The following is a 26,222-nucleotide window of genomic DNA, read 5'->3' as shown; positions in this document are numbered from 1 at the left end:
AAGTCGGTTAAATTTTGCTGATCCGGGGCGGATGGTTATCGGATTGCGAACCGGCGCAGACCGGCGAAAGGATCAGATAACCTTACCGGGATTCATGATGCCGGCCGGGTCGAACGCGGCCTTCACCCTGCGCATCAGTTCGATCGCCATCGGCGGTGCCGTCGCGATCAATTCGTCCCGCTTTAACTGGCCGATGCCGTGCTCGGCTGAGATCGAGCCATGAAACGAGCGCACGACGTCGTGCACGGCCTTGTTCATGACGTGGTAAAGGCCGAGAAACGCCTCGTCATCGCCGTCGACCGGTCGGGAGATGTTGTAGTGCAGATTGCCGTCGCCCATGTGGCCGAAGCAGACGACGCGTGCGCCGGGACTGACCGACTGCACAGCGCCGGCGGCCTTTTCGATGAATGGCGGAATTGACGCAACCGGCACCGAGATGTCGTGCTTGATCGAGGCACCTTCCGGTTTCTGCGCCTCGGGCAGCACCTCGCGGAAACTCCAGAACGCGTCGCCCTGGGCAATGCTTGCCGCGATCACCGCATCGCCGACGATGCCTTGCTCGAGGCCTGCCTCCAGCACCTCCTCGATCAGGGCTCTTGCATCGTCGGCCGAACGGCCCGACGAGATCTGCATCAGCACATACCACGGCCAATCGCCGGCCAGCGGCCGCACCACGCCTTGCGCGTGGGCAAGCGTAAAGTCGTAGGGCCTCTGGCCGATCAGTTCGAAGGCGGTGAGCGCTGCACCGGCACGATCCATCGCCAGGCTGAACAGCGACAGTGCCGCCTGCGGCGATGACAGGCCGGCAAACGCCACCTCGCGCCCCTTCGGCTTGGGGAAAAGCTTAAGCACGGCGGCGGTGATGATGCCGAGCGTGCCTTCCGCGCCGACGAACAGGTTCTTCAAATCGTAACCGGTATTGTCCTTTTTCAGCTTGCGCAGATCGTCGAACACTTCGCCGGTCGGCAGCACCACTTCGACGCCGAGGCAGAGCTCGCGCGCATTGCCGTAGGCAAGCACGCCGGTGCCGCCGGCGTTGGAGGAGAGATTGCCGCCGATCTGGCAGGAACCTTGCGCGGCAAGCGACAGCGGAAACAGCCGGTCGGCGGCATCGGCCGCTTCCTGCAGCGTCTGCAGGATGACGCCGGTTTCGACCGTCACCGTGTTTGACAGGGTATCGATCTCGCGGATGCGGTTCAGCCGCGACAGCGACAGCACGATCTCGCGGCCGGAAGCGTCGGGCACCTGGGCACCGACCAGCCCGGTGTTGCCGCTTTGCGGCACGATGGGCGTGCCGGTTTCGGTCGCCAGCCGCATGATGCGGCTGACCTCCTCGACGGTCCCCGGCCTCAGCACCAGCGCCGTCCTGCCATGCCAAAGTCCGCGCCGCTCGGTGAGATAAGGTGCGATGTCCTGCTGGTCGCGCAGCGCATATTTGTCGCCGACGATTGTCGCAAAGCGCGCGACGACTGCGGGGTCGAGGTCGGGGGAAATGTCGTTCATGGGTGGAAACTATGGTGCCCAATCCATCTTGTCACGAGGGGCAATCTTGTCACGCGGGGCGGCGGCGCGCGAAAGCCTGTCGTTGATCGCCTCGCCCAAGCCGTCGAACGGGATCGGCTCGACAGCGATGGTTTTGGCGCCGCTGCGATCGAGATCCTGCAGATGGGCGAAGAGATTGCTCGCTGCCTCGCGCAGGTCGCCGGTCTCCGACAAATTGCGCAGTGCGGCTGCATCGCGCCAGCCTTCGGCACGGCTGCGGCCGAAGGCCAGCAGGGCTTCGCCCGGTGCGACCTCCGCAGCATTGAGCCGCACCGCCGCACCTGGTGCATAGTGCGAGGCGAGCATGCCGGGCGCCTCGATGGCCGAAGCGCCGCGCAGCAACTTCACCCCGGCGACCGCTTCGATCTCTTCGGCGGCAATACCGCCCGGCCGCAACAGCCGCAGCTTTCCAGCTTCGACCTTGAGGATGGTCGATTCCAGCCCGACCGGCGTCGCGCCGCCATCGACCACCAGCTTGATCCTGGGGCCGAGATCGGCGGCCACGGCTTCCGCCGTCGTGGCGCTGATCCTGCCCGAGGAATTGGCGCTGGGCGCCGCCAGCGCGCGACCGAACCTGGCGATCAGCTCGCCGCCAAAGCCTTTCGGCATGCGCAGCGCGATGGTGTCCAGCCCTGCGGTGACCAGCGGATGAATGCCGTTGCCGGGCCGTTGCGGTAGCACGAGCGTCAGCGGCCCCGGCCAGAATGCCTGCGCCAATCTTTCCGACAGCGGGTCGAACAGCGCGATGCGCTCGGCCCTCGCCGGATCGGCAACATGGGCGATCAGCGGGTTGAAGCGAGGTCGGCCCTTGGCTTCGAAGATACGAGCCACGGCAACGCCGTTGGTCGCGTCGCCGGCCAGCCCATAGACGGTCTCGGTCGGGATGGCGACGACATCGCCGCTCTCGAGCAGCGCCAACGCCCTTTCCATCGCCTCGCCCACGGCACGAATTTCAGCCACTGTCGTCACCTCACAGATGCGGGTGCCTAATACGGCGACGCCGGGCGGGCAAGCCCAGGCGTCGGCGAATCGCAAATCGCTAAAATGCTATGTTTCCTCGCAAGCCGGCATCAATTGCCCTCGGCTAGGGTGCCGTCTTCTTGGACAAGGGGAACTATCATGCTTTCGATGCGTATCGTTGGCGCGCTTGGCCTGGCGGTTATGGCCGGCACGGCGCAGGCTTCATCGCTCGTTTTTGTCGGGCAGACGACTAGAACGCCGTCGGTGGTAAGTGCCAGCGCCCTCGAACGGGCGAAAACACCGTCGATCGTCGCGCTCGGCGAGAAGTTGCCTGACGTCAATGAAAACGTCACCGATGAAAAGGTCGCGGCAATCCCGAGCCAGCCGAGTCATGGCTTCGACGGAAGCCCGATGATCATTCGCGGCGGTATCGTCGGCGATGCCTTTGCAACGCCCGCGCCCAAAGCCGCGCCGGCCACCGCTGCCGCGCCCGCCGCGAACAGCAAGGCCGATCCAAAGGTCGCCAGCAAAACCCCTGAGCCGGCCGCGCCGCAGCCTGCGCCGCTAGCAGCTCCCGATCAGCCCAAATAGCGCCTGAAGCACAAGCGATGATTTTTTCGCGGATGTCAGCCGGCTATTTTCGAGAAATCGGCGACCCGGTCCGTCGCCGCGCGGATGCGGGCGAGCAATGCCAGGCGATTGGCGCGCACCGCCTGGTCCTCATCGTTTACCAGGACTTTCTCAAAGAATGAATCAACTGGCTCGCGCAACACGCTAAGCGCCAGCATGGCGGCGGAAAAGTCCTCGTTTTGAATTGCTTCGCCGGCTTGCCTCTCGGCCTGATTCACCGCGGCGAACAAGGTTTTTTCGGCGTTCTCCCGGAACAGAGCCGGCTCAACACTGCTTGCGATGGCCGTCCCCTTCTTCTCTTCGGCAGCCACAATGTTGGCCGCGCGCTTGGTGCCGGCAAGCAGGTTTTTGCCGTCCTCGGTGTCGAGGAAGGAGCCGAGCGCCTCGACACGGCGGACGATCTGCAGGAGATCGTCGTTTTGCGATAGGCCAATCTCCCCCCTAGAGGGGGAGATGCCCGGCAGGGCAGAGGGGGGCGCGACAGAATGAGAGGCTAGCGGGACAGCGCCCCCCTCTGTCGGCTTCGCCGACATCTCCCCCTCTAGGGGGGAGATTGGGCGCGAACCTGCCGCCAACACCGCGTCGATCAGATCATGCCGCGCACCCTGGTCGCGGAGATAGACTTTTAGTCGGTCATGGAAGAAGGACAGGAGGTCGCGGGCGCGATCAATCTCCCAATCCTGAGGCGGTACATCGGCGTCGCTAAACATCAGTTGAGAGGCGCGTTCGGATAGGCTGGACAGTTGGCTCAACAAGCCTTTTCCGGACAGTTCTTCCATTGCTCGCATGGGGGCAAGCGGAGCCTCGGCTTTGCCGGCCTCCTTTTGAAGCAGTTGCGCCATTAGATGACGCCCTGAACGGATAAACTGCATAGCAATCTCCAATCGGACCTCATTCTCGACCAAGATTCTGATCACTCCCAGTGCTGCTCTTCTGAGCGCGTAGGGATCCTTCGATCCCGTCGGCTTTTCGTCAATGGCCCAGAACCCGACCAGCGTATCGAGTTTGTCGGCGAGCGCCACGGCAACCGACACCGGATCGGTCGGCACGCGATCGGACGGTCCCTGCGGCTTGTAGTGTTCCTCGATCGCGGCGGCAACGGAGGGATGCTCGCCCTGCAGCAGTGCGTATTTGCGGCCCATGAGACCCTGCAACTCGGGGAATTCGTCGACGACTTCGGTGGTGAGATCGGCCTTGGCCAGGATGGCGGCGCGTCGCGCCAGCGCGGTAATCTCCCCCCTTGAGGGGGAGATGTCGCCGAAGGCGACAGAGGGGGTCGGCACGTCCTGACGCGACTCCCTATTGTGGACAAAGGATGCCGGCGCTTCACGCGAGACGACCCTCTCTAGCCTGCCGGCCATCTCCCCCTCAAGGGGGGAGATTGCGTGCACCACGACCGGCGCCAGTTCTTCCGCCAGCCGCTTGATGCGCTCCACTCGCTCGCCCTGCGTGCCGAGCTTGGCGTGGAAGGTGACGCCGAGATGGTCGAGGCGGGCCATGCGCTGGTCAAGCGGTTTGTTCAGATCGAGCCCGAACTTTTCAGCCGATGCCTGCAGCTGGTCGAGATCCGGCAGGTCGCCCTGGTCGGTTTTCCAGAAATAGAGCGCGTCGGACAGGCGCGCGCGCACCACCTTGCCGTTGCCGTGGGCAATCTCCTTGCCGCCGTCCTTGGCCTCGATGTTGGCGGTCAGGATAAAGCGGTTGGAGAGCGGCGACTGGCTGCTCTCCCCTCTTGAGGGGGAGATGGCCGGCAGGCCAGAGGGGGTCGGCACGACCTGACGCGACTCCCTATCGCGGACAGGGGATGCCGCCGATCCACGCGAGGCGACCCCCTCTGTCGCCTTCGGCGACATCTCCCCCTCGAGGGGGGAGATTTGGCGCGTCGTCACAAAACACTTCTGGTTGGCGCGGATGGTGAGCCGGATCACCTCGGCCGGAATGGTCAGAAAATCCTGCTCGAATTCGCCCATCAGCACGACAGGCCATTCGACCAGGCCCGACACTTCCTCCAGCAGCCCCTCGTCCTCGACGAGGTCGAGCCCGCTGGCGAAGGCGAGGTTCCTGGCATCGGCAAGAATGATCTCCTTGCGCCTGTCGGCATCGAGCACGACCTTGGCCGCCTCAAGCTTGGCGACATAATCGTCGAAGCGGCGCACCGTGATGGCGCCCGGCGCATGAAAACGGTGGCCGTAGGTGATATTGCCCGAGCGGATGCCGTCAATCTCGAAATCGACCACCACCGGCTCCTCGGTTTCTGGGCCGAAGGTGCACAGGATCGATTGCAGCGGCCGCACCCACCGCAGCGAGCCGGGCTTGGCCGAAGCCGGCCCCCAGCGCATCGATTTCGGCCAGGGGAAGTTGCGGATGATGCCCGGCACCAGGTCGGCTATGATCTGCTCGGCCGGCCGGCCCGGCCTGGCAATATGGGCGACATAGAAGTCGCCCTTCTTCGGATCGGAATGAACATGCGCGTCGGCAATCGAGGCAAGGCCGGCCTTGCGCAGAAAACCTTGCACCGCCTGCTCGGGCGCCTTGGTCGAGGGGCCCTTGATCTCCTCCCTGATGTCCTTCGAGCGGGCGGTCAGGCCGCGGATGTCGAGCGTCAGCCGGCGCGGCGTCCAATATTCGCGCGCCGCCTCATAGGTCAGCCCGGCTTCGACCAGACCGTCGGTCAGCAGCTTCTTCAGGTCGCCGGCCGCCTTGCGCTGCATGCGCGCGGGGATTTCCTCGGAACGAAGTTCTAGAAGCAGGTCAGGCATTGAAAGAGCTCACGCGACAAAAAACAGCCGCCGCTTCGCGGCGTCCTCCCCCATCGAGGCGGAGGTAAGCGGGGCATAGCAACTCGGTCGGCTGCTGTCACCCTTCCCAGCAAGATCGGGCCAGCACGATCAGGCGTCCAACGGCGATTTCCGAAAAAATTCAGCCGCCTGTCGGACACGCACCGGTCCGCCCGTCCTTGGATCAAAGATTTCCATGAACCGAACGCAGCGCTGAAGCGACCAACGCTCAGGCAGAGAGCTATTGGCTGGACGACCATGAAAACGGCATCGACATTCCTGCAGATCCTCGCGCTCAGCGCCTGTTTTACAGCGCAGGCCCATGGCACGTTCACGATGCCGGGCGTCAGGCAAGCGCTGCGGACAATGGCCGGTTCCAGCGGCCGAGGCACGTTGCCAATCAGCGCTCCTGCCGAAATCGCCTTGAGCTAAGCCGCCATTCCGCCCGCCTGGGTCAGCAGAAAGGCCTCGCCGCAGGCCTTGGCCAGATTGCGCACCCGCAAGATGTAACTCTGGCGCTCGGTGACCGAGATTACGCCGCGTGCGTCGAGCAGGTTGAAGACGTGGCTGGCCTTGATGCACTGGTCGTAGGCGGGGAATACCATGCGGTGATAACCCTCACCCTTGAGAGGACGGTGGCCCGACGGGCCGGGAGGGGTCGCCCGCACAGTGCTCGATGCTTGACTTGAGGCGCCTTCTGAGATGACCGCCTCTGCCCGCTTCGCGGGCATCTCCCCCTTAAAGGGGGAGACAGGCGCGCCGGCTTGTAGCAGCGCCTTGCACTCGGCTTCGGCGTCTTCGAAATGACGCAGCAGCATCGCGGTGTTGGCGAACTCGAAATTGTGGCGCGAATATTCCTGCTCGGCCTGCAGGAAGACGTCGCCATAGGTCACCTTGTCGGCGCCTTCGCGGCCGTTGAAATTGAGGTCGTAGACATTGTCGACGCCCTGCACATACATGGCCAGCCGCTCCAGCCCGTAAGTGAGCTCGCCCGCTACCGGTGCGCATTCGATGCCGCAGACCTGCTGGAAATAGGTGAACTGCGACACCTCCATGCCGTCGCACCAGCACTCCCAGCCCAGCCCCCAGGCGCCCAGCGTCGGGCTTTCCCAGTCGTCCTCGACGAACCGGATGTCGTGCAGCAGCGGATCGATGCCGATCGCCGCCAGCGAGCCGAGATAAAGCTCCTGCAGATTGGGCGGGTTGGGCTTCAGGATCACCTGGTACTGATAATAGTGCTGCAGCCGGTTCGGGTTCTCGCCATAGCGGCCGTCCTTGGGGCGGCGCGAGGGCTGGACATAGGCGGCGTTCCAGCGTTTTGGGCCGAGTGCGCGCAATGTCGTGGCCGGATGGAATGTGCCGGCGCCGACCTCCATGTCGTAAGGCTGGAGGACGACGCAGCCATAGTCCGCCCAGTAATTATGCAAAGTCAGGATCAGCCCCTGGAACGAGCGGCTGGGATGCATGTGAGCAGGGATATCAATGGTCACGGCGGCCTCCGGCGGGATGCGGCACCTCGTAGAGTGCCGCTCCGCGACCGTCAAGGCGATGGGTCACCCCTTCGGGGCGGGCGCCGGCTCGGGCTTCACCTTGGGGGTTTCCTGCGCCGTGTTGGATTCGATCGGCGGCAGGCCCTTCATCAGCTTTTGCTGCAAGGCGGACAGCACATCCGGGTCCGGCTTCAGGTCGCGGGCCTGGTTCCACTGGAAGGTGGCTTCCAGCTTGCGGCCGACGCGCCAGTAGGCGTCGCCGAGGTGATCGTTGAGCACCGGATCCTCCGGCTTCAACGAAACGGCGCGTTCCATTTCGCGCACCGCGTCGTCGAACTGGCCGAGGCGGTAATAGGCCCAGCCCAGCGAGTCGACGATGTAGCCGTCGCTCGGCCTCAGGTCGACGGCCTTCTGGATCATCGCGAGGCCTTCCTTGAGGTTCATGTTCTTGTCGACCCAGGAATAGCCGAGATAGTTCAGGACCTGCGGCTGGTCGGGGTAGAGCTCCAGCGCCTTGCGGAAATTCGGCTCGGCCTTCGGCCATTCCTTCAGCCGCTCATAGGCGATGCCGCGCTGGTAGAAGATGTTCCAGTTGGCGGCGGTCGGCGTCTTCAGCACCTCGACTGCCTTGTCGTAAAGATTGGCGGCGGAGCGGAAATCCTCCTTCGCGGAATAGACGCCGCCGAGCGCCAGATAGGCGCGCATGTCGTCTGGATGCGCATCGACGATGGCCTTGAGGTGAGCGATCGCCTCGTCATTGCGGTCAAGATCGGCAAGGTTGAGGCCAAGCTGCAGGTCCGAAAGCTCTTTCAGCGGCGAGCCGGCGGGAATGCGGCGATAGAGCGCGATGGCGCCCTCGCCGTCTTTCAACTGCTCGGCGACGGCGGCAAGCTGAACGAGCGCCGCGTCGTTGCCGGGCCGCAGCGCCAGGGCATATCGCAGATAGAGCCGCACGAACGGCTCGCCGCCGCCGCGGTTGAGCGCGGTGGCGAGATCGAGCAGGATCTCCGAGGCGCCGTCCGACGGACCGGCAACGAATGGTTCGATCTTTTCGCCCTTGTTGATCTTGTCGCGAAGCGCTGCAATCTCGACCTTGCCGGGCGCAAACGCCTCGGCCTTGTCGAGCACCGACAGCGCCTTGGCCTTGTCGCCTTTGCGGGCGAGGAAAGAGGCGTAGGCCTGCGCGTTGCGCATCCATGTTTCGGGGGCCGCACCGCCAGCGGCCGTGTCTTGCAGGGTGGCGGTGTAGAGCGCATCCGCCCTGTCGGGCAGGCCCGAGACGTCGGCAATCAAGGCACGGTGGAACGACTTGAACGGGCTGAACCAGTCGGGGCCCTGCAGCTTGTCGATGGAAGCCATGGCCTCGCCGGCGTCGCCCTCACCTTGCTTGGCCCAGCCGGTCATGACGCCGGAGATCAGCCGGTCGAGATCGGATTCGAGCGACAGCTTGAGCCAGTATTCGGCCTTGGAGAAATCCTTCTTGTGGAAGGAATCGATGGCCAGCGCCAGGCGCGAGAAGCGCTCGACGTCGGGAACCGCCTTGAGCTTGTCGGCGTAGACCAGGGACTCGTCGAAGCGCCCCTGCGCGATCAGCGACAGCATCAGGCTTTGCTGCAGTCCCGTATCGTTCGGATCGAAGGCGAGCGCCTGCTTGTAGTAGGAAATGGCGCTGTCGAGGTCGTTGTCGCCTTCGGCAATCCGTGCGGCGAGATACGCTCCCGAGAAGGATGTGATCCTGACCGGCTCGGCGGTCTGTCTGGCATGCGCCGGCAAAGCCGAGATCGCCATGCCCGTCGCGATTGCCAGCCCCGTCAGCCAGCGCGCATATCCTTGCCGCATCATATCCCTTTCAGCCAAACGCCATCTCCGCGTCAGCGGGATCGCCGTAGACTCGATCTTTACAGGTAAAGCATGGCCTTTTTGGGGTCATGCTTCAACCCGGCCCGAATTCACAATCGGGTCAAGCAATTAATAAACCATGCCGAAAGAGGTCGCACGACCGCATTGCGACAAGCCGGCAATGGGAAACCGGCGTCACGGCCCGGAACTCAGGACATTTGCGAATGGCTTGCGTCGAGCGCCTGCATGGCGACGGTGACAAGATCGTGCAGCCGCTTTTTCGGCAGGCCGTCGCGTGCCTGCACCGAAAGGCCGTGCATCAGCGTGGCGTAATAATCACCCAACGTCTCGGCGTCGGTACCCGGCTTCAATTCGCCATCGCGCACCGCTTGCTTCAACCGCTCGACGATCGATGCGGTACGCGCCAGCCGACGCTCCGCCAGCCATTGCTGCACGGCGGCGTTTTCGACAGCGCAATTGGTGGCGGCCGTCACCACCATGCAGCCCTGCGGCTGCCCCGGCCGCGTATAGATTTCGACGGCGTCGCGAAGCATGCGCTCGATGACGCGCCGGACGTTTGGTTCTTCCTGGAGCGCGCGTGTGGCAAAGCCGCCCTCATTGGCCTCGTAAAGTGCCACCGCTTCGCGAAACAGATCCTCCTTCGAGCCGAAGGCGGCATAGATGCGCGCCGATGCGAGGCCAAGCGCCGAAACGAGATCGGCCATCGAGGTGCCCTCGTAGCCACGTCTCCAGAAAGCGTCCCGGGCTTTCTCCAGCGCCTGGTCGCGGTCGAACTCCCTTGGCCTTCCCGCCATTGCGACCTCCAATTTTTGTCGATCAACAAATAATCCGCTTGACTTCGGATTGCAAATCTCAATTCTTTGTGGATCATTCAATAATTGTCGACAAGGAGACCGACATGAGTTCACTGGATCAAGGCGCGCCGCTCGGGGCAATCGCAACGCAAGGGACAACCGGTGTGAAGCGCGGCGCAACGCTGGCGCTGCTCGCCTTCGCGCAGCTCATCATCTCGCTCGACCTCAACATCGTCTTCGTGGCCCTGCCGGAGATCGGCGCCGGCCTCGGATTTTCCGGGCAGACCCTGCAATGGGTGGTGAGCGCCTACACGGTCTTTACCGGCGGCTTCCTGCTGTTCGGCGGCCGGGCCGCCGACCTGATCGGCCAGCGCCGCGTCTTCATCTTCGCACTCTGGCTCTACGCGCTTTCTTCGCTTGTCGGCGGCCTGGCATGGTCACCGGAAATCATCATTGCGGCACGCGCGGTACAAGGCATCGGAGCCGCATTCCTGTTTCCGGCGACGCTGTCGCTGATCAACCGCCTGTTCGCCGAAGGACCGGAACGCAACCGGGCGCTCGCCGTCTGGGGCGGCGCAGGCGCCAGTGGCCTGACGCTCGGTTCGCTTGCCGGCGGGTTTCTGACCAGCGCCTTCGGCTGGCCGTCGGTCTTCTACGTCAACGTGCTGCTGGCCGGGATCGCCATCATCGCGGCTTTCGCCATCATCCCGCGCGATCACAAGCGGCACGAGCACCGCAGCTTCGATCTGCCGGGCGCATTGACCGTCACCGCCGGCGCGACGCTGCTTGTCTTCACCCTGGTTCAGGGGCCTGAATATGGCTGGGGATCGACCGCAATCATCGTCAGCGCAGCACTGGCGGCATTCTTCCTGATCGCCTTCACGATGATCGAGGCGAAGAGCACCGATCCGCTGATGCCGCTGCGCCTGTTTTACAACCGCAGCCTCGTCGCCGGAATGACGATAACCTTCCTCTACATGGCGACTTTCGGAGCGCTGCCCTACTTCCTCACCGTGCTGCTGCAGAACGTGCACGGTTTCACTGCCTTGCAGACGGGCCTCGCCTTTCTCGTGCCGTCGGTCGCCATCGCCACCGGCACGCAAGCCGGCGAGCGTCTGGCGACGCGCTTTTCGACGCGCAGCACGCTGGTCGGCGGCATGATCGTCGGCGCGGTCGGCACTGCATTGATGGTATCAGGCGCAACCGCGGAGAGCAGCTATCTGTCCCTCGTACCCGGCCTGATCGTCTCCGGCGTCGGACAAGGCATCGTCTGGACCGCAATGTGGATTGCCGCCGCTTCCGGCGTTGCCCATGATCAGCAAGGCGTCGCCTCGGGCATGGCTTCGACGACACTCAATGTCGGCAACGCCATCGGCATGGCCGTGCTGATCGCGATTGCGAACAGCCAAATCGGCGAATTGTCCGGCGATGCCTTGAAAATTGCCGTCGCCGACGGCATCCAGGTCGCCTTCTGGTTCGCGGCGGCGGGCATCGCCGCCAGCCTGCTCGCAGCAATGGTTCTTCCGGCAAGGGCGCGATGAGAACGGCGCGGGGCGCCGATGGCTGTCAATTCACCCGGCTGATGCAGAAATCGATGACGTCGATCAGTGCAGACTTCTGCGGCGTCGCTTCGAGCGGCGCCAGCGCGTCACGGGCGATTTCGCCGAAATGGCGGGCGCGCCCGATGGTGTCGGCAATCGCCCCGTGGCGGAGCATCAGGCCGATTGCCTTTTCCAGCCCGGCATCGTCGGCGGCATTGTCCTCGATGGCGCGTTTCCAGAAGCTGCGCTCGGCCTTGGTGCCGCGCCGATAGGCGAGGATCACCGGCAGCGTTACCTTGCCTTCGCGGAAATCGTCGCCGACATTCTTGCCGAGATCCTTGCTGGTGCCGCCATAATCCAGCGCGTCGTCGATCAGCTGGAAAGCAAGGCCGAGATTCATGCCATAGGAGCGGAGTGCTGCGCGATCGTTGCGCGTCGCCTGGGCGATTACCGGGCCGACCTCGGCGGCGGCTGAGAACAGCGCCGCGGTCTTGGCCTTGATCACCGCGAAGTGCTCGTCCTCGGTGGTTTCGAGGTTCTTGGCGGCGGCAAGCTGCATCACCTCGCCTTCGGCGATCACCGAGGCCGCACTCGACAGGATGTCGAGCGCTTCCAGCGAGGCGACATCGACCATCATGCGAAAGGCCTGGCCGAGCAGGAAATCGCCGACCAGAACACTGGCCTGGTTGCCCCAGATCATGCGCGCCGTCTTCTTGCCGCGCCGCATGCCGCTTTCGTCGACAACGTCGTCGTGGAGAAGTGTCGCGGTGTGCATGAATTCGACCGATGTGGCGAGCTTGACATGGCCGTCGCCGGAATAGCCGAACATCTGGGCGGCGGCGAGCGTCAGCATCGGCCGCAGCCGTTTGCCGCCGGATGAGATCAGATGGTTGGCGATCTCCGGGATCATCTCGACATCGGAGCCGGCCTTCGACAGGATCAATTTGTTGACGCGCCCCATGTCGGCCGCGGTCAGGTCGATGAGGTCCTTTATCGAGGCGGCTTCGCGCTTCCCGTTTTCAATGTTGAGAACGACACCCACGGCAAAACTCCCAACCTCGATATGCACGACGGCAACATGGTCCCTGGACAGACTCTAGGGTGTCACCCACCGGTGCGGCAAGAGGCGAATTGGCGCGCCGGCTCTGGTACATGATCACGCCTACGTTTACATCAACGCTGCAAACTGCGAGTTTCATCCGATGATAGAGCTCATCCGCACCAACGACGCTGTCATCATTTCGTTTGTCGAATCGCTGATGCGCGATGCCGGTATCGGCTGTTTCGTCGCCGACCAGAACATGAGCGTGCTCGACGGCTCGATCGGCATCCTGCCCCGCCGTGTCATGGTGGACGCCGACAAGGCCGATGCGGCGCGGCGCATCCTGACGGATGCCGGCATCGCCAACGAGATCCGCCAAAAATAATGTCCGCGTCGCCCGCTGCCCTTGTCCCGGACATGCCGGCTCACACGGTCGATGCCTTCCATCGCGGTCGCTTCTGGCTGGTGCAGCCGAGAAAGGCCGGCCACCGCGCCGGCATGGATGCGATGATGCTGGCGGCTGCCGTGCCGTCCTCCTTCGCCGGGCGGCTGGCCGACTTTGGCGCGGGTGCCGGTGCCGCGGGCCTGGCGGTGCTGTCGCGCTGCCCCGCTGCCGCGGCCGTGCTTGTCGAGCGTTCCCCGGAAATGGCGGCCTTCGCCACCACCACGCTTGCCCATCCCGGCAATGCGCATCTCAGCGACCGCGCCTCGGTGCTCGTCGCCGATGTCGCGCTGTCGGGCCGGGCGCGAACGGCCGCCGGCCTCGAGGACAACAGGTTCGATTTCGTCATCATGAACCCGCCGTTCAATGCCGCCGAGGATCGCGCGACGCCCGATCCGCTGAGAAAAGCCGCACATGTCTCGGAGGATGGATTGTTCGACAGCTGGATCCGCAGCGCGGCCGCGGTGGTCAGGCCGGGTGGCGGGCTGGCCGTCATCGCCCGGCCGGAACAGCTCAGCGCGATCCTCGATGCCGTTGCCGGCCGCTTCGGCGACGCCGAGATGCTGGCCGTCCATCCTCGCCCCGAGGCGGCAGCGATCCGCATCGTCGTCCGGGCAGCACTCGGCGCACGCGGCAAACTGTCGATCCGGCCACCGCTGATGCTGCATGCCTACTCAGGCAATGGCCCTTCGGAGCGGGCAGAGCTGATCAATAACGGGCTGGCGTCGCTGTTCGGAGACTGATCCATTCTGATTGCCGGGGTGACGGCATTGCCGTTGGCCGGCGAATTCCTACATGCCTCAAGCAAATCGACCGGAGACCGCCCCCTCGTGAAACGCCTTTTCAACCGCCTGCTGCCGAAATCCTGGCGCTCCACCGTCGTCACCATTCCGGTCATCCGGCTGCACGGCACGATCATGCCCGGCGGCGGCCAGTTCCGGCCGAGCCTGTCGCTCGCTTCCACCGCCGGTCTTCTCGAAAAGCTGTTTTCCTTCGATGCGCCGGCGGTCGCCATCTCGATCAATTCGCCAGGGGGCTCGCCGGTGCAGTCGCGGCTGATCTTCAGGCGCATCCGCGACCTGGCGAGCGAGAAGAACAAGAAAGTCCTGGTTTTCGTCGAGGACGTGGCGGCATCGGGCGGCTACATGATCGCGGTCGCGGGCGACGAGATCTTTGCCGACCCATCCTCCATCGTCGGCTCGATCGGTGTGGTGTCGGCCTCGTTCGGCTTTCCGGAGCTGTTGAAGAAGATCGGCGTCGAGCGCCGCGTCCACACCGCCGGCCAGAACAAGGCGGTGCTCGACCCGTTCAAACCGGAAAAGAAGGAGGACGTCGAGCGCCTGAAGGCGCTGCAACTGGAGGTCCACGAGACCTTCATCGACCTCGTCAAGGACAGGCGCGGCAGCAAGCTCAAGGACGATCCCGACCTGTTCACAGGCCTGTTCTGGACGGCCAAGAAGGGGCTTGAACTCGGGCTGGTCGATGCGCTCGGCGACATGCGCAGCGTGCTGAAGAGCCGTTTCGGGCCGAAAACCCAGCTCAAGCTGATCACCGCGCCGCGCGGCCTGTTCGGCCGCTTCGGCCTGTTCGGCTCGAGCTTTTCGGCGCCCGACATCGCCGCCGCCGCGGCAAGCGGCGTCATCGATGCGGCGGAAGAGCGCGCGCTGTGGGCGCGCTTCGGGCTTTGAAAAGCCGGTGAAAGCGTCTAGCATAAATCATCAACCGACCCGACCGGCGGCCTTGCCGGCCTTGCGAGGGAGGAGTTTGACATGCCGCAGATTATTTTCTTCGCCGTCGTCGGCATTGCCGCCTATTTCGGCTACCGCTCCTTCATCAGGGAAGCCGAGCGGGTGACCGCCAAGGTACGTCGGGCCGAAAAGCAGACGGCCAACGGGACCATGGGAACACTGGTCAAGGATCCGAAGACCGGCGAATACCGTCTGGCCAAGGATTGACCGTCTTCCCCCTCGCGGCCGAGCCCATGAACGCCGAGGCCAGCATCCGGGCATTGCATGCGCACGCCAAGATAAATCTCGCGCTGCACGTCACCGGCCGGCGCGCCGACGGTTATCACATGATCGAAAGCCTGGCTGTGTTCACGCGCTTCGGCGACCGCATCGAGACAGAACTTGCCGACAGCGATGGGTTTTCCGTGTTCGGCAAATACGCCTCCGCGGTGCCGGTCGACGACAATAATCTGGTGGTGAGAGCGCGCGACGCACTGCGTCGCGAGGCCGGTTCCCAACACGCGCCGGCTGTCGCCATCCGGCTCGAAAAGAACCTGCCGGTCGCGTCCGGTGTCGGCGGCGGATCGAGCGACGCGGCGGCTGTGCTGCGCGCCCTGGTCCAGACCTGGGGACTTGATGTCGACGATGCCGAACTGGCGCGGATCGGCCTGTCGCTCGGCGCCGACGTGCCGATGTGCCTCGCTGCCAAGCCGCTGATAGCCCGCGGCGTCGGCGACGAGCTGACGCTCGTGCCGGGTTTCCCGGCGCTGGGTCTGGTGCTCGTCAATCCCGGCACTGCCGTCTCGACGGCCGACGTGTTCGAGGCGCTTGGCCGCCGCGACAATGCCGGGCTGCCGCCGCTGCCGCACAGCCTCGACTTCCACAGTATCCGCAACTGGCTGGAGATCACCCGCAACGATCTCGAACCTGCGGCGCGTGCAATCCAGCCCGTCATCGGCAAGGCGCTTTCCGTGCTTAACAAGGCCGGAGCCGGTTTTGCAAGGATGTCGGGTTCCGGCGCCACCTGCTTCGGGCTGTTCGAGACCGGCAACGTGGCCAAGCGCGCGGCCGTCGATATCCGCGGCCGCCATCCCGACTGGTTTGTCGCGGCGACGCGAAGCGTGACATCGGAGGCTGATGCCTATGGCCAGGATTGACGTGAGCCGCCCCTTTGTTCCCGTGCGCATCGCGGTACTGACCGTTTCCGATACGCGCAGCCTCGCCGACGACAAATCCGGGCAGACGCTGGCCGACCGTATTGCCGAGGCCGGCCACATCCTCGCCGCCCGCGACATCGTCACCGACGACCGCGACAAGATCCGCGACAAGGTCCTGGGTTGGTCAAGGGACGAAGCGATTGATGTCGTCATCACCACCGGCGGCACCGGCTTCACCGGCCGCGACGTGACGCCGGAAGCGCTGGAGCCGATCTTCGAAAAGCGCATGGACGGCTTTTCCGAAGTGTTCCACCGCATCTCCTACGACAAGATCGGCACCTCGACGATCCAGAGCCGGGCAACCGGCGGCGTCGTCAACGCCACCTTCGTCTTCGTGCTGCCGGGCTCGCCCGGCGCCTGCAAGGACGCCTGGGACGGTATCTTGAAGCCGCAGCTCGACTATCGGCACATGCCCTGCAACTTCGTCGAGATCATGCCGCGGCTGGACGAGCATTTGCGGCGCGGCTGAGGCGGGCCAAGGTGTCAGCCGAGCGACCTCGGTTTAGCGAATGACCGGCTCGCCGTGAAAACGGCGGCGCGAGGGCGGCGACACGCCGAAGCCGACCTCCATCATCAGCCGCGGGGTGCGCGTCGGCACGGTGCCCATATGGAAGCCGAACGGGTCCTCGACAAAGCCGAGGCCGGCCTGCCCGGTCAGCGTTACCGGGCTCTGCTCGCCGTACACGCCCAGCACCTCTTCCGCCGAATGCCCTACCAGCAGCGTCAGCTGGTGCTTCAGGATGCGCCGGTTGTGGGAGCCGCGGACATAGACATGCGGCCCGGTGTCGTTGTCGACCGGCACCAGGTAGAAGAAAAACTTCAACATGCGCCAGTCGTCGAGGTCGAAATGGTATTTGCCGAGCGAGGCCATGTTCTTGTCGGCGTCCGAGACGCCACCGGTCGGAAAGCTCCACCAAACGCGGGTGGTGATCAGCTTGGCCTGGCTGCCGAGATAGTGCGCTGCGATATCGAGAAGCAGCGGATCGCGCTGCACGGCGACCGCAGCGTTGCAGTCGAGGACCCGTTCGAAATAGTGACCGCTGAGCAGCGGGCGGCCGAAATGCTTTTCGGCATCGGCGTGTTTTTCGGGCAGGAATTCCAGCCGGCGGTCGAAATTGCCGAAGCATGGCGTGCGCTCGGCGAAGCGGGCGATCTCCTCATGGATGGCGGCCGGCAGCATCAGGCCCGAATAGAGCCCTTCCGTGCGCAGCGCGCCGACGACGGCATCGCGATCGACGCCGGCGAACATCGTTTCACCGACATTGCGCGCCGGCGGAACGGGCTTTGCACCGCGCCAGTGCAGGCGCCGCGCCGGCATGGTGCGGGCCAGCATGAACATCGGCAGCCATGCCGGATTCTCCCGAAGGTCGGAAAGATAGGTCGGGATGCGGGCGGCGATGCGGCGCAGCGTACCGCCGTTGCGTGCGATCGCCTCGAGGCTTGCAGCGCCGGACTTGTCGGGGCTTGAAAGGGTCATCGGGGTCCTCAAATGTCGAGGGAACAGCATCGACGATAGTCGTCGCCGCCGCTCCGGCACACCCCAAACCCATTCGCCCGTTTCGCAGGGAATGGTAACCCCCGGCCAGATTTTGTGCAATGCACAATAAGCGACGACCCGCCAGAAAATTTGCTTAGGCGGCATTCCCTCGGCCCGGGATGGTAAGCCGTCACTTCCGCGGCGCCACCCAGATCTGGGCGTGGAGCCTTCTTGTCGCCAGGCCGCGGGCGATCGCTTCGGCGCTGCGGGCGCTCTTAGACAGCGCGGCGGCCTGACGCTTGCTGATCACCAAGCCTTCGGCGAGAGCGCGATTTCCGGCAAAGACGCGTGACAGGAAGGGCGCGCGGCTGCCGCGTGCCCGCGAAAATCGCGCCGCCATGGTTTGTCTGGCGGTATGGGCGACGACCTCGTCGATCCAGCCCTCCCCCAGCCGCGCGCCCGGTTCCAGCAAGAGCAGCCAGTCGCCCTTGGCCTGCCTGATGCCCGCAGCGATGCCGCCACTGACATAGTGGCAGCCGGCATGTTCGGCGACGCGGTGCGTCTGATCGGTCGAGCCGGTGTCGCAGACGAGAACGTCGCGCACCACGCCTTCGACCGCGCCGCCGATCAGCGAGGCGAGCGTGCGGGCCAGGCCCTCCTCGTCATTCAGGGTTTCGATCAGGACGCTGAGCATATTTAGCCGAATAGCGGAAAGCGGTGGGCAGCGCCAGTTTTTGCGGCACGCCGCGAGAAAGTTCTTGCTTTGTTCTAGTCGACGCGATAGGAATACATTCATGAGCAGAGCGATTCGACAGCGGGCGGACAGTCCCTGGGAAAGGGCCAAAATGGAACAGATCGTGCGTGCCGACATTGCCGCCTTCGGCGCTGGCAGGGCCGAGATGGCGAATGCGATGATCGAGCAGAGCGGCATGCGCGTCCGTCCGGACCGCAATCGCGGCCGGTCGGCGGGCATCAATCCGTCCGGCCGTTTCGAGCCGGTCAGCCGGCATGTGTTCGATGACGGCTGGAATTCGCTGGAGGAGCTGCCGCCCTTCAAGACCGAGGTACAGGTCGAGAAGCCGCGCACCATCATCACCCGCAACGAATCGCCCGATATCTCCTTCGACCGCTCGATCAATCCCTATCGCGGCTGCGAACATGGCTGCGTCTATTGTTTCGCGCGGCCGACGCACAGCTTCATGGGCCTGTCGCCGGGGCTGGATTTCGAATCGAAGCTGTTTGCCAAGCCGGATGCGGCGCGGTTGCTCGACAAGGAATTGTCCAGGGATAACTACCAGCCGCGCACCATCGCCATAGGCACCAACACCGATCCCTATCAGCCGATAGAGAAGCAATACCGGATCATGCGTGAGATCCTCGAAGTGCTGGAGGCGCGCGGCCATCCGGTCGGCATCGTCACCAAATCGGCACTGGTGACCCGCGATATCGACATTCTGTCGCGCATGGCCGAGCGCGGGTTGGCCAAGGTGGCGCTGTCGGTGACGACATTGGACAGGATGCTGGCCAGAACGATGGAGCCGCGCGCGTCGACGCCGACCAAGCGGCTGGAGGCGATCAGACAGCTTTCGGACGCCGGCATTCCGGCCTCGGTGATGGTCGCGCCGATCATCCCCGGACTGACCGACCCGGAAATGGAGCGCATCCTCGATTCGGCGCAGGCAGCGGGCGCGCGTGAAGCCGGCTATGTGCTGCTGCGCCTGCCGCTGGAGGTCGCGCCGATCTTCAAGGACTGGCTGCTGCGCCACTATCCCGACCGCTATCGCCACGTCATGTCGCTGATCCGTTCGATGCGCGACGGCAAGGACTACGATTCGGAATGGGGCAAGCGCATGAAAGGCTCCGGCCCCTATGCCTGGCAGATTGGCCGGCGTTTCGAGATCGCCGCCAAACGGCTCGGCCTCAATGCCGAACGGCGCTCGCTCAGGACCGACCAGTTCGTCCCCGCTGCCAAGGCAACCGAGCAGCTGATGCTGCTGTGACAAAGCGTCTCGCGCCAGCCGCTTTGAAGCGGCCGCAGCAGGCGAAAATCCCGTCCGGCCTGTCCTGTCCCCGGGCTTGCAGACGGTAGCCCCCTCCTGGTCCGGTGCCCCGCCCGACCCGGAGGGGACTTGCGGAGAATCGGAGCCGATGCGAACCTCGCCGCACCATGGCTCGCCCGCGTTCCGATTCTCCGCTTCTCTTCGAAATCGTCGAGAAACCCGACTTCTCGTTCGAGACGAGAGCGATGGCCGAAGGCCTTTGGCCGGTGGCGGGGATGGACGAAGCCGGCCGCGGCCCACTCGCCGGCCCGGTGGTGGCGGCAGCGGTGGTGCTCGATCCCGCCAACATCCCCGACGGTCTCGATGATTCCAAGCGGCTGACGCATTTGCAGCGTGAGGCGCTGTTCATGAAAATCCTCGGCTCCGCACTCGCCGTGTCGATGGCCTCGGTCAGTGCCGAAGGCATCGATGCCTCCAACATTCTCAAGGCCAGCCTGGAGGCGATGCGCCGTGCAGTGGCCGGCCTGTCAATCCGGCCGAAGCTGGCACTGGCCGACGGCCGCGACGTGCCGCCCGGCCTGCCCTGCGAGGGCACAGCGCTGATCAAGGGCGACCAGCGCTCGCAGTCGATCGCCGCAGCCTCGATCGTCGCCAAGGTGTTGCGCGACCGCATGATGTGCGGCTGCGGCAGCCATCATGCGCGTTACGGCTTCGAACTGCATATGGGCTACGCCACTGTGCGCCATCGCACGGCGATCGATCTGCACGGGCCGGTGGCGCGGCTGCACCGCGCCTCCTTCGCGCCGTTCCGGTTCGGCGGCACCGAGGTGCTGGAGGAAGAGAGTTTTTCGGGTTTGGATTGAGATTGGCGAAAGCGGCTAGGCGCGTAATCTCCCCCCTCGAGGGGGAGATGGCCGGCAGGCCAGAGGGGGTCGCCGCGCGTGAAGCGCCAAGCTCCTCTTCGTCTTACATGGCGTCGCGCCAGGACGTACCGACCCCCTCTGTCGCCTTCGGCGACATCTCCCCCTCGAGGGGGGAGATTATGCGCTCTGCCGCTTTCGCCAACAAAAAAGCCGCCGGGTTTCCCAGGCGGCTTTCGATGAATTTCTCGACGAAGTCGCTTAATTCAGTTTCGACTTCAAATCCTGCAGGGAGGCGTTGAACAGGTCGGCGCCGGCCTTGGCGTCGATCTTGCCGGCCAGCAGCGCGCGCGCGGCTTCGACCGCGATGTCGACAGCGCTGGCGCGCACTTCGCCGATCGCTTCGCGCTCGGCCTGGCCGATCTTCTGCTCGGCCAAGGCGGTGCGCCGGGCGACATAGTCCTCGGTCTTCTTGTGCGCCTCGGCGGCAAGCATGTCGGCTTCGCGCTTGGCGGCGGCAACGATGGCCGCCGCCTCCTGCTCGGCTTCCTTGCGCTTGCGCTGGTATTGGCCAAGCAGCTGCTGTGCCTCTTCGCGCAACCGGCGCGCCTCCTCAAGCTCGGAGCTGATCTTGTCGGCCCGCGCATCGAGCGCCTTGGCGATCATGCCCGGCACCTTGATATAGATGGCGATGCCGAGGAAGATTACGAGGGCAACCGTTGCCCAAAGCGTCGCGAGAGATGTGGCGTCCATGATGCGCTCCTCACCCCGCCACGGATTTGACCGCGGCCGCGATTTCGGCCTTGCTGGCCTTGCCGCCGACAAGCGCCTCGACGATGGCCGAAGCGGTGTCCTCGGCGATCGCGCCGACTTCTTTCATGGCATTGGCCTTGAGGGAAGAAATACGCGCCTCGGCCTCGCCAAGCTTCTGGTCAAGCGCTGCCTCGATCGTCTTGCGGGCAGCTTCGGCTTCCGCCTTGGCCGCATCGTTGGCCTGCTGGCCGATCGCATTGGCCTTGCCCTTGGCTTCCGCCAATTCCTGCTCATAGGCGGCAACGGCGGCATCGGCCTCGCTTTTCAGCCGGGCAGCATGATCGAGATCCTGCGTGATGCGGTCGTTGCGAACGTCGATGATGCCGCCGACGCGCGGCATCACTACCCGTTTCAAGAAGAGGTAGAACAGCCCGAAAGTGATTGCCAGCCACACCAGCTGTGACGGGTACGTCGCCGGATTGAATGGCGGGAACGTGCCGTGCGCCTCGGCAGGCACGCCGGTGGCGGCGTGCGTGTCGGCTTCCGTTGCGGCGGGCGCGGACTCTTGCGCAAAGGCAGATGTCACGAACATGGACTATCCCCGAAATTCAGGCCCGCCGCAGGATCGCGACCGGCCTGTTCTATTCTTCCCAATGTTCAGCCGAACAAATATTCAGCCGAACAGGGCGAGAAGCGCGATGAGAAGCGAGAAAATACCCAGCGCTTCGGTCACGGCGAAGCCGAAAATCAGGCGGCCGAACTGGCCGTCGGCGGCCGACGGGTTGCGCAGCGCGCCCGCCAGATAGCTGCCGAAGATGTTGCCGAGGCCAACGCCCGCGCCGCCCATGCCGAGGCATGCGATGCCGGCGCCGATGTACTTTGCTGCTTCTGCGTCCATTTGTTCAACTCCTTTGGATCTAAAATTCCGTTGCAAATTCGATCCGGCGGCAATGCCGGAACCTAGTTAGTGCCCGGGATGCAGGGCGTCGTTGAGATACATGCAGGTCAGCACGGCAAAGACGTAGGCCTGCAGGAACGCGACCAGCAGCTCCAGCGCCGTCAGCGCCACGGCCATCGCCAGCGGCAAAACCGAGCCCGCCACGCCGACCGCGCCGAGCGCGCTCAGGCTGACGACAAAGCCCGAGAACACTTTCAGCGTGATGTGACCGGCGAGCATGTTGGCGAACAGACGAACCGAGAGGCTGACCGGACGCGAGACGAAGGAAATCACCTCGATCAGCACCACCAGCGGCAGCAGGTAGACCGGCACGCCATGCGGGACGAACAGTTTCAGGAAGCCAAGGCCGTGCTTGGTGAAGCCGTAGACGACGACCGTTCCGATCACCAGCGCGGCGAGGCCGAAAGTGACGATGATGTGGCTGGTGACGGTGAAGAAATACGGGAACAGGCCAAGCAGGTTGGCGACAAGCACGAACATGAATAGCGAGAACACGAAGGGGAAGAACTTCATGCCTTGCGTGCCCGCGGCGTCCCTCAGCATATTGCCGACAAATTCATAGGCCATTTCCGAGACCGACTGAAGGCGGCCCGGAACCAGGCTGCGGCTCGATGTGCTGAGATAGAGAAACGCCGCCGCGACGGCAACCGTCGCAAGCATGAACAGAGCCGAATTGGTGAAAGACAGGTCGTAGCCGCCGATGTGAATCGGAATGATCGGATGGATCTGGAACTGGTGGATCGGATCGACCTTGTCAGCAGCCACTTTAAATCCCCATCAAAGCCGCAGACGGCTTCAGCATTCTGTTCAATGCGCCGGCATGCGGCGCCTCAATTCATTCTTTCGGATCGCGCGGTTTGTCGCCCGTCCCGAATTCCGACACAAGCCCGGCTGAACGCAGGACGTTGAGCACGCCGGCGCCAAAACCCAGCAGCAGCCCGACTATCAGACCCCATGGCGATATCCCCGCCACGCGATCGATAAACCAGCCGAGAGCCGCACCGACCACTATCCCGGCGATGAACTCGCTGGACAGCTTGAGCGCCTGGCCGTACCCGGCCACACTGCCCGTTTTCGCGTCGTCTTTCCCTTCGAGCCGATCCGGCCGCCTTGTCGCAAGCGATGCTTCAAGGTCGCGCCGGCGGCGCTCAAGATCGTCGTCGCGGATGTCGGCTTCATGCTGCTTGCCGCGGCCGGTTTCGCCGGTTCCGTCTGGCCCATTCTTGTCGGCCACGCAACCCCCCTGCCCGGTCAGACCGTCACCGTCCGTCCGCTTCTTAAAGTCGCCGGCAACATAGTTAGAGGGTCCGCGCCCGTCAAGCCACGGGCGGATCTTCAAGCTCAAGTATTTTTTCGTTATGAATCAGCTACTTGCCTGGGTGCGACATCGTGCCCGACGCGGTCTCCGGCGGGCTGCGGCCGAATCCCCACAGCGATGCGTCTTCCATCGGCCGCTCTCGCGGGAAAGATGCAAGGGCCGCCAGAGCGCTTAGCTCCAGCCGCCGCCATAGGTGCGGTAGAAGATATGCAGGCCGATCCTGGTCATTTTCTGCATCGTCCGCGCCCAGCCCGGATGGACGTAGTTGGCGTAATAATGGGTCGACGAGCCGACTTCCGGAATGAAGATCTTGCCGGCTGTGACGGCCATGGCGACATCCTGGGCGGTCTTGTAGGCAGCGGGGTTGTCGATCCGCTTCTTCCTGCCGTCGCAGGCGAAGGAAAACTGACAGCGGTTGAACCAGTTGTCGTTCTGGTAGACGACGCCGCAGATCGAGTTCGGATAGGCCGGATTGCGGACACGGTTGAGGATGACCTGGGCGACGGCGGCCTGGCCGCGCACGGACTCGCCGCGCGCCTCGAAATAGATGCCGTTGGCGAGACAGGCCTGCTCCGGTTTGGAAAAGACGCTCGCCGGCAGCGGCGTCTGCATCCAAGAATGATCGCCCTTGCTCAGCGGCGGAATGAAGCGGCCATCGTTCGGGTCCTGGTCCTGCAGCAAGGCCTCGAAAGGCGATGCCTTGGCGTAATCGGGGGCCGACGAGGCATAGGCGGTCGCCAGCACGTCGGGATGATCGTTGTTGACCAGCGCGGCAAGCATCGCCGGCACGCCGGAATCCGGCTTCTTGTCGACGCGCGTGTGGAAGGAGGCGGCGATCTGGATTTCCTTGCCTTTGATCTCGGGCTTGGCGAAGGCCATCCTCAGGCCGCTGTCCATGCTTGGGCGCAGCAGCGAGGAGGTTCGCTCGAAGATCGAGCCGGCGTTGAAGTTCTTCGGCGGCGAGACGGGCGAGACCTGGATGATGCGGCCCTTCTTGTCGGCACGCGTGATGCGGTTCTCGTCCGGCGTCGTGCCGGCGATGCCGCCCTTGCCGCGAAACGAAACGGCGCCGATGCCGGGCAGTTGGACGCCGGAGCCGGAGAGCGAGCCGGTGCTGCTGGAATCGAGGAAGGGCATTTCGGCGGCGTGAACGGAGCCGGCGACGGATTTCTCGACATAGGCGTTCCAGCGGACGCTCGGCGCCTCCAGGCCGGAGACCAGGCTTGTCATGTCCTGATAGGCAGCGACCGTCGGAAAGCCGATCCAGATGCCAAGGCCAACAACGAACGGAGACAGGAAGGAACGCTTTTTCTCACCGGCGGCGGCGACAAGCCGCGTCAAAACACGTCGATGCACGGAACTCTCCAGAAACGCCACGGACCCCACTGGAGAGCTACAATGATGCATTAACCTTGATGGGGCGTTAACAGCTTAGAACGTTGTTTTCCCATCTCGTGTCGAAGTCAGGCGCTTTTGCGGCTGTCCGTTGGCGGAAGAAAGATCGGCCAGGCGATCAGCGCGCAAATAGCCGCACCCAGCCAGACGCCTGCCCAAGAGCAGAGCACGAGAAGCCCGGGAATGGCGATCGGCACCAGGAAGAAGGCAATGAAGACCAGGCTGTTGGCAAGGCCGAGCGCCGTTCCGGCCTGGCTGGCGCCGGCCAGCGTCGCAAGCTCGGTGTAGGCGACGCCATGCCAGGAGGAGACGCAGATGCCGGCGACGACGAGCATCGCAACGATCGCCGGCGACAGCATCGGCGCTTGGCCTGACAAGAGTTGGGCCGAAAACAAGACGAGCGCCGCAAGCACGGCGAAGGCGGCCACGCTCAGCATGCTGCACAGACGCAGGAACGACCGGCGGTTGCCGTGACGGTCGGTGTAGCGGCCGCTCCAGACGCGCATGACCATGGCGCCGACCTGCACGGCAGCCAGGCTGGCGCTGATCACGGCCGTTCCCATGCCGGCAAAATCATGCAGGAAGACGGAAGCAAAGGTGAGCACGGCCACCTGTGGGAAGCACAGCAGGCCGATGGCTGTCGCGATGCGCCAGACGGCCGGGTTGCGCAGCGGCGCGGGGCCGGCCGGCTTTGCCGCGCTGCTCGAATGGGCATGGTCGTGCGCCGGCGGCTGATGCAGCCAGCGCCAGGCGAGCGAGGTCGAGACGGCGGACGCAGCCGCCAGAAGTCCGAAGACCGCCGTGAAGCCATGGGCCGAAGCGAGCGACGGCAGCACCAGCGCGCCAAGCCCGCCGCCAAGCGGCACCGCCGTCTGCCTGATGCTCATGGCAAAGCCACGCTCGCCTTCGCCAAACCAGGCCATGATGGCACGGCCGCTGGAGCCGTTGACGCTGCCGCCGAGCAATCCGGTGACCAGCAGGGCAGCGGCGAGAAGCGCGACGCCGGGAATTTGGGCTGGTGACGGCACGACCAGCGCGGCCATGACGAGCAGCCACACCGCGGTTGCGCCGAGCCCGGTCAGCAGCACGCGGCGGTCGCCCCAGCGATCGGTCAGCAGCCCCCACGGCAATTCGCTCAGCGCCACGCCCAAGCCGAGAAGGCCAAGCGCCAGACCGAGCTCGCCATTGGAGAGATGATAGCCCGAGCGCAGGAACACCGCCGTGGCCGGAATGCCGGAGAAGGTCGCGGAGAAGCAGGCATTGGCGGCGACGCCGATGCCCAGCACCTTCCAGCGATGATTGGGTCGAAGCACCGCCGCCTCTGACAGGGTGGTAACGGCGGCCGGGCGACGCGGTTTGCAATCTGCTCGTGTGGCGACAGCGGACATGGTTCAGCTCCTGCATGGGCTGGTTGCGTTCGGTTCTTGACGCGCTGTCTC

At 64.4% G+C, this 26,222-nt stretch carries 26 protein-coding genes; 10 read left to right on the top strand and 16 right to left on the bottom strand.

Annotated elements, in window-relative coordinates:
* Positions 1 to 72 precede the first annotated feature (72 nt).
* The gene (locus NKI79_RS10530) at positions 73 to 1,503 is read right to left on the bottom strand and encodes an FAD-binding oxidoreductase (RefSeq protein WP_352801433.1); all 1,431 of its coding nucleotides are present in this window, start codon (positions 1,501 to 1,503) and stop codon (positions 73 to 75) included.
* Between the two features lie 9 nt (positions 1,504 to 1,512).
* Positions 1,513 to 2,502 carry an L-threonylcarbamoyladenylate synthase gene (locus tag NKI79_RS10525; RefSeq protein WP_352801432.1) on the bottom strand — a complete coding sequence of 330 codons (990 nt, stop codon included), beginning with the start codon at positions 2,500 to 2,502 and terminating at the stop codon, positions 1,513 to 1,515.
* Between the two features lie 201 nt (positions 2,503 to 2,703).
* On the opposite strand from NKI79_RS10525, the gene NKI79_RS10520 reads away from it, so the two are divergent.
* A complete protein-coding gene (locus NKI79_RS10520; RefSeq protein ID WP_352801431.1) occupies positions 2,704 to 3,093 on the top strand; it encodes a hypothetical protein in 390 nt (129 codons plus the stop codon).
* A gap of 35 nt (positions 3,094 to 3,128) precedes the next feature.
* Here the strand turns inward: NKI79_RS10520 and NKI79_RS10515 are convergent, their stop codons facing one another.
* The 4 genes from NKI79_RS10515 to NKI79_RS10500 all read right to left on the bottom strand — a co-directional run bounded on the left by NKI79_RS10515 (position 3,129) and on the right by NKI79_RS10500 (position 10,053).
* Positions 3,129 to 5,891, bottom strand: a complete 2,763-nt coding sequence (locus NKI79_RS10515) for a glycine--tRNA ligase subunit beta (RefSeq protein WP_352801430.1) — start codon at positions 5,889 to 5,891, stop codon at positions 3,129 to 3,131.
* Positions 5,892 to 6,337: 446 nt separating this feature from the next.
* Positions 6,338 to 7,399 (bottom strand): glycine--tRNA ligase subunit alpha, encoded by a 1,062-nt coding sequence (locus tag NKI79_RS10510; RefSeq protein ID WP_352801429.1) that lies wholly within the window; start codon positions 7,397 to 7,399, stop codon positions 6,338 to 6,340.
* A 63-nt stretch (positions 7,400 to 7,462) separates the two neighbouring features.
* Positions 7,463 to 9,238, bottom strand: coding sequence for a tetratricopeptide repeat protein (locus NKI79_RS10505; RefSeq protein ID WP_352801463.1), 1,776 nt, complete (start codon positions 9,236 to 9,238; stop codon positions 7,463 to 7,465).
* Positions 9,239 to 9,447: 209 nt separating this feature from the next.
* Entirely contained in the window at positions 9,448 to 10,053 is a 606-nt protein-coding gene (locus NKI79_RS10500; protein WP_352801428.1) for a TetR/AcrR family transcriptional regulator, read from the bottom strand.
* A gap of 104 nt (positions 10,054 to 10,157) precedes the next feature.
* Between NKI79_RS10500 and NKI79_RS10495 the strand changes: the two genes are divergently transcribed.
* Entirely contained in the window at positions 10,158 to 11,594 is a 1,437-nt protein-coding gene (locus NKI79_RS10495; protein ID WP_352801427.1) for an MFS transporter, read from the top strand.
* 25 nt (positions 11,595 to 11,619) lie between these two features.
* Here the strand turns inward: NKI79_RS10495 and NKI79_RS10490 are convergent, their stop codons facing one another.
* Positions 11,620 to 12,636 carry a polyprenyl synthetase family protein gene (locus NKI79_RS10490; RefSeq protein WP_254818409.1) on the bottom strand — a complete coding sequence of 339 codons (1,017 nt, stop codon included), beginning with the start codon at positions 12,634 to 12,636 and terminating at the stop codon, positions 11,620 to 11,622.
* Positions 12,637 to 12,796: 160 nt separating this feature from the next.
* Here NKI79_RS10490 and NKI79_RS10485 point away from each other — a divergent pair, with 160 nt between their 5' ends.
* The 6 genes from NKI79_RS10485 (at position 12,797) to moaB (ending at position 16,491) form a co-directional block, all read left to right on the top strand.
* On the top strand, positions 12,797 to 13,021 hold the full coding sequence (locus tag NKI79_RS10485) for a putative signal transducing protein (RefSeq protein WP_023674082.1): 225 nt from the start codon (positions 12,797 to 12,799) through the stop codon (positions 13,019 to 13,021).
* Positions 13,021 to 13,821 carry a tRNA1(Val) (adenine(37)-N6)-methyltransferase gene (locus tag NKI79_RS10480; RefSeq protein ID WP_352801426.1) on the top strand — a complete coding sequence of 267 codons (801 nt, stop codon included), beginning with the start codon at positions 13,021 to 13,023 and terminating at the stop codon, positions 13,819 to 13,821. Before NKI79_RS10485 ends, NKI79_RS10480 begins: the two co-directional genes overlap by 1 nt.
* An 87-nt stretch (positions 13,822 to 13,908) precedes the next feature.
* Positions 13,909 to 14,766, top strand: coding sequence for a S49 family peptidase (locus tag NKI79_RS10475; RefSeq protein ID WP_352456850.1), 858 nt, complete (start codon positions 13,909 to 13,911; stop codon positions 14,764 to 14,766).
* A gap of 81 nt (positions 14,767 to 14,847) precedes the next feature.
* Positions 14,848 to 15,033 (top strand): hypothetical protein, encoded by a 186-nt coding sequence (locus NKI79_RS10470; protein WP_254818406.1) that lies wholly within the window; start codon positions 14,848 to 14,850, stop codon positions 15,031 to 15,033.
* A 26-nt stretch (positions 15,034 to 15,059) separates the two neighbouring features.
* Positions 15,060 to 15,962 carry a 4-(cytidine 5'-diphospho)-2-C-methyl-D-erythritol kinase gene (locus NKI79_RS10465; protein ID WP_352801425.1) on the top strand — a complete coding sequence of 301 codons (903 nt, stop codon included), beginning with the start codon at positions 15,060 to 15,062 and terminating at the stop codon, positions 15,960 to 15,962.
* Positions 15,949 to 16,491 (top strand): molybdenum cofactor biosynthesis protein B, encoded by a 543-nt coding sequence (gene moaB / locus NKI79_RS10460; protein WP_352801424.1) that lies wholly within the window; start codon positions 15,949 to 15,951, stop codon positions 16,489 to 16,491. Before NKI79_RS10465 ends, moaB begins: the two co-directional genes overlap by 14 nt.
* Before the next feature lie 33 nt (positions 16,492 to 16,524).
* Here moaB and NKI79_RS10455 read toward each other — a convergent pair whose 3' ends face one another.
* The gene (locus tag NKI79_RS10455) at positions 16,525 to 17,499 is read right to left on the bottom strand and encodes a phytanoyl-CoA dioxygenase family protein (protein ID WP_352476633.1); all 975 of its coding nucleotides are present in this window, start codon (positions 17,497 to 17,499) and stop codon (positions 16,525 to 16,527) included.
* 190 nt (positions 17,500 to 17,689) lie between these two features.
* Positions 17,690 to 18,193, bottom strand: a complete 504-nt coding sequence (locus NKI79_RS10450; RefSeq protein WP_352476632.1) for a glycosyltransferase — start codon at positions 18,191 to 18,193, stop codon at positions 17,690 to 17,692.
* A gap of 151 nt (positions 18,194 to 18,344) precedes the next feature.
* On the opposite strand from NKI79_RS10450, the gene NKI79_RS10445 reads away from it, so the two are divergent.
* A complete protein-coding gene (locus tag NKI79_RS10445; protein WP_254818651.1) occupies positions 18,345 to 19,499 on the top strand; it encodes a PA0069 family radical SAM protein in 1,155 nt (384 codons plus the stop codon).
* Positions 19,500 to 19,666: 167 nt separating this feature from the next.
* Positions 19,667 to 20,362 (top strand): ribonuclease HII, encoded by a 696-nt coding sequence (rnhB, locus tag NKI79_RS10440; RefSeq protein WP_352476631.1) that lies wholly within the window; start codon positions 19,667 to 19,669, stop codon positions 20,360 to 20,362.
* A gap of 258 nt (positions 20,363 to 20,620) precedes the next feature.
* On the opposite strand, the gene NKI79_RS10435 is transcribed toward rnhB, so the two are convergent.
* The 7 genes from NKI79_RS10435 to NKI79_RS10405 all read right to left on the bottom strand — a co-directional run bounded on the left by NKI79_RS10435 (position 20,621) and on the right by NKI79_RS10405 (position 26,171).
* A complete protein-coding gene (locus NKI79_RS10435) occupies positions 20,621 to 21,112 on the bottom strand; it encodes a F0F1 ATP synthase subunit B (protein ID WP_023674071.1) in 492 nt (163 codons plus the stop codon).
* Between the two features lie 10 nt (positions 21,113 to 21,122).
* On the bottom strand, positions 21,123 to 21,704 hold the full coding sequence (locus tag NKI79_RS10430) for a F0F1 ATP synthase subunit B (RefSeq protein ID WP_352801423.1): 582 nt from the start codon (positions 21,702 to 21,704) through the stop codon (positions 21,123 to 21,125).
* 81 nt (positions 21,705 to 21,785) lie between these two features.
* On the bottom strand, positions 21,786 to 22,010 hold the full coding sequence (locus tag NKI79_RS10425) for a F0F1 ATP synthase subunit C (RefSeq protein ID WP_254820421.1): 225 nt from the start codon (positions 22,008 to 22,010) through the stop codon (positions 21,786 to 21,788).
* A gap of 66 nt (positions 22,011 to 22,076) precedes the next feature.
* Positions 22,077 to 22,835, bottom strand: a complete 759-nt coding sequence (locus NKI79_RS10420; RefSeq protein WP_352476629.1) for a F0F1 ATP synthase subunit A — start codon at positions 22,833 to 22,835, stop codon at positions 22,077 to 22,079.
* Positions 22,836 to 22,905: 70 nt separating this feature from the next.
* Positions 22,906 to 23,304 (bottom strand): AtpZ/AtpI family protein, encoded by a 399-nt coding sequence (locus tag NKI79_RS10415; RefSeq protein ID WP_352801422.1) that lies wholly within the window; start codon positions 23,302 to 23,304, stop codon positions 22,906 to 22,908.
* Positions 23,305 to 23,559: 255 nt separating this feature from the next.
* A complete protein-coding gene (locus NKI79_RS10410) occupies positions 23,560 to 24,744 on the bottom strand; it encodes a cell wall hydrolase (RefSeq protein WP_352476628.1) in 1,185 nt (394 codons plus the stop codon).
* A gap of 107 nt (positions 24,745 to 24,851) precedes the next feature.
* Positions 24,852 to 26,171 (bottom strand): MFS transporter, encoded by a 1,320-nt coding sequence (locus NKI79_RS10405; RefSeq protein ID WP_352801421.1) that lies wholly within the window; start codon positions 26,169 to 26,171, stop codon positions 24,852 to 24,854.
* Positions 26,172 to 26,222 lie beyond the last annotated feature (51 nt).

Source organism: Mesorhizobium sp. M0340 (assembly GCF_040321535.1).
Classification (GTDB): domain Bacteria; phylum Pseudomonadota; class Alphaproteobacteria; order Rhizobiales; family Rhizobiaceae; genus Mesorhizobium.
The sequence above is the reverse complement of the archived record's forward strand: the minus strand, read 5'-3'. Positions and strand labels throughout refer to the sequence as shown.

Bases quoted from the DNA above. Each gene is read 5' to 3' on its own strand.
- NKI79_RS10530 (WP_352801433.1), bottom strand. From the start codon at position 1,503: ATGAACGACATTTCCCCCGACCTCGACCCCGCAGTCGTCGCGCGCTTT.
- NKI79_RS10520 (WP_352801431.1), top strand. From the start codon at position 2,704: ATGGCCGGCACGGCGCAGGCTTCATCGCTCGTTTTTGTCGGGCAGACG.
- NKI79_RS10515 (WP_352801430.1), bottom strand. From the start codon at position 5,891: ATGCCTGACCTGCTTCTAGAACTTCGTTCCGAGGAAATCCCCGCGCGC.
- NKI79_RS10505 (WP_352801463.1), bottom strand. From the start codon at position 9,238: ATGCGGCAAGGATATGCGCGCTGGCTGACGGGGCTGGCAATCGCGACG.
- NKI79_RS10500 (WP_352801428.1), bottom strand. From the start codon at position 10,053: ATGGCGGGAAGGCCAAGGGAGTTCGACCGCGACCAGGCGCTGGAGAAA.
- NKI79_RS10495 (WP_352801427.1), top strand. From the start codon at position 10,158: ATGAGTTCACTGGATCAAGGCGCGCCGCTCGGGGCAATCGCAACGCAA.
- NKI79_RS10485 (WP_023674082.1), top strand. From the start codon at position 12,797: ATGATAGAGCTCATCCGCACCAACGACGCTGTCATCATTTCGTTTGTC.
- NKI79_RS10480 (WP_352801426.1), top strand. From the start codon at position 13,021: ATGTCCGCGTCGCCCGCTGCCCTTGTCCCGGACATGCCGGCTCACACG.
- NKI79_RS10470 (WP_254818406.1), top strand. From the start codon at position 14,848: ATGCCGCAGATTATTTTCTTCGCCGTCGTCGGCATTGCCGCCTATTTC.
- NKI79_RS10465 (WP_352801425.1), top strand. From the start codon at position 15,060: ATGAACGCCGAGGCCAGCATCCGGGCATTGCATGCGCACGCCAAGATA.
- moaB (WP_352801424.1), top strand. From the start codon at position 15,949: ATGGCCAGGATTGACGTGAGCCGCCCCTTTGTTCCCGTGCGCATCGCG.
- NKI79_RS10455 (WP_352476633.1), bottom strand. From the start codon at position 17,499: ATGACCCTTTCAAGCCCCGACAAGTCCGGCGCTGCAAGCCTCGAGGCG.
- NKI79_RS10450 (WP_352476632.1), bottom strand. From the start codon at position 18,193: ATGCTCAGCGTCCTGATCGAAACCCTGAATGACGAGGAGGGCCTGGCC.
- NKI79_RS10445 (WP_254818651.1), top strand. From the start codon at position 18,345: ATGGAACAGATCGTGCGTGCCGACATTGCCGCCTTCGGCGCTGGCAGG.
- rnhB (WP_352476631.1), top strand. From the start codon at position 19,667: ATGGCTCGCCCGCGTTCCGATTCTCCGCTTCTCTTCGAAATCGTCGAG.
- NKI79_RS10435 (WP_023674071.1), bottom strand. From the start codon at position 21,112: ATGGACGCCACATCTCTCGCGACGCTTTGGGCAACGGTTGCCCTCGTA.
- NKI79_RS10430 (WP_352801423.1), bottom strand. From the start codon at position 21,704: ATGTTCGTGACATCTGCCTTTGCGCAAGAGTCCGCGCCCGCCGCAACG.
- NKI79_RS10425 (WP_254820421.1), bottom strand. From the start codon at position 22,010: ATGGACGCAGAAGCAGCAAAGTACATCGGCGCCGGCATCGCATGCCTC.
- NKI79_RS10405 (WP_352801421.1), bottom strand. From the start codon at position 26,171: ATGTCCGCTGTCGCCACACGAGCAGATTGCAAACCGCGTCGCCCGGCC.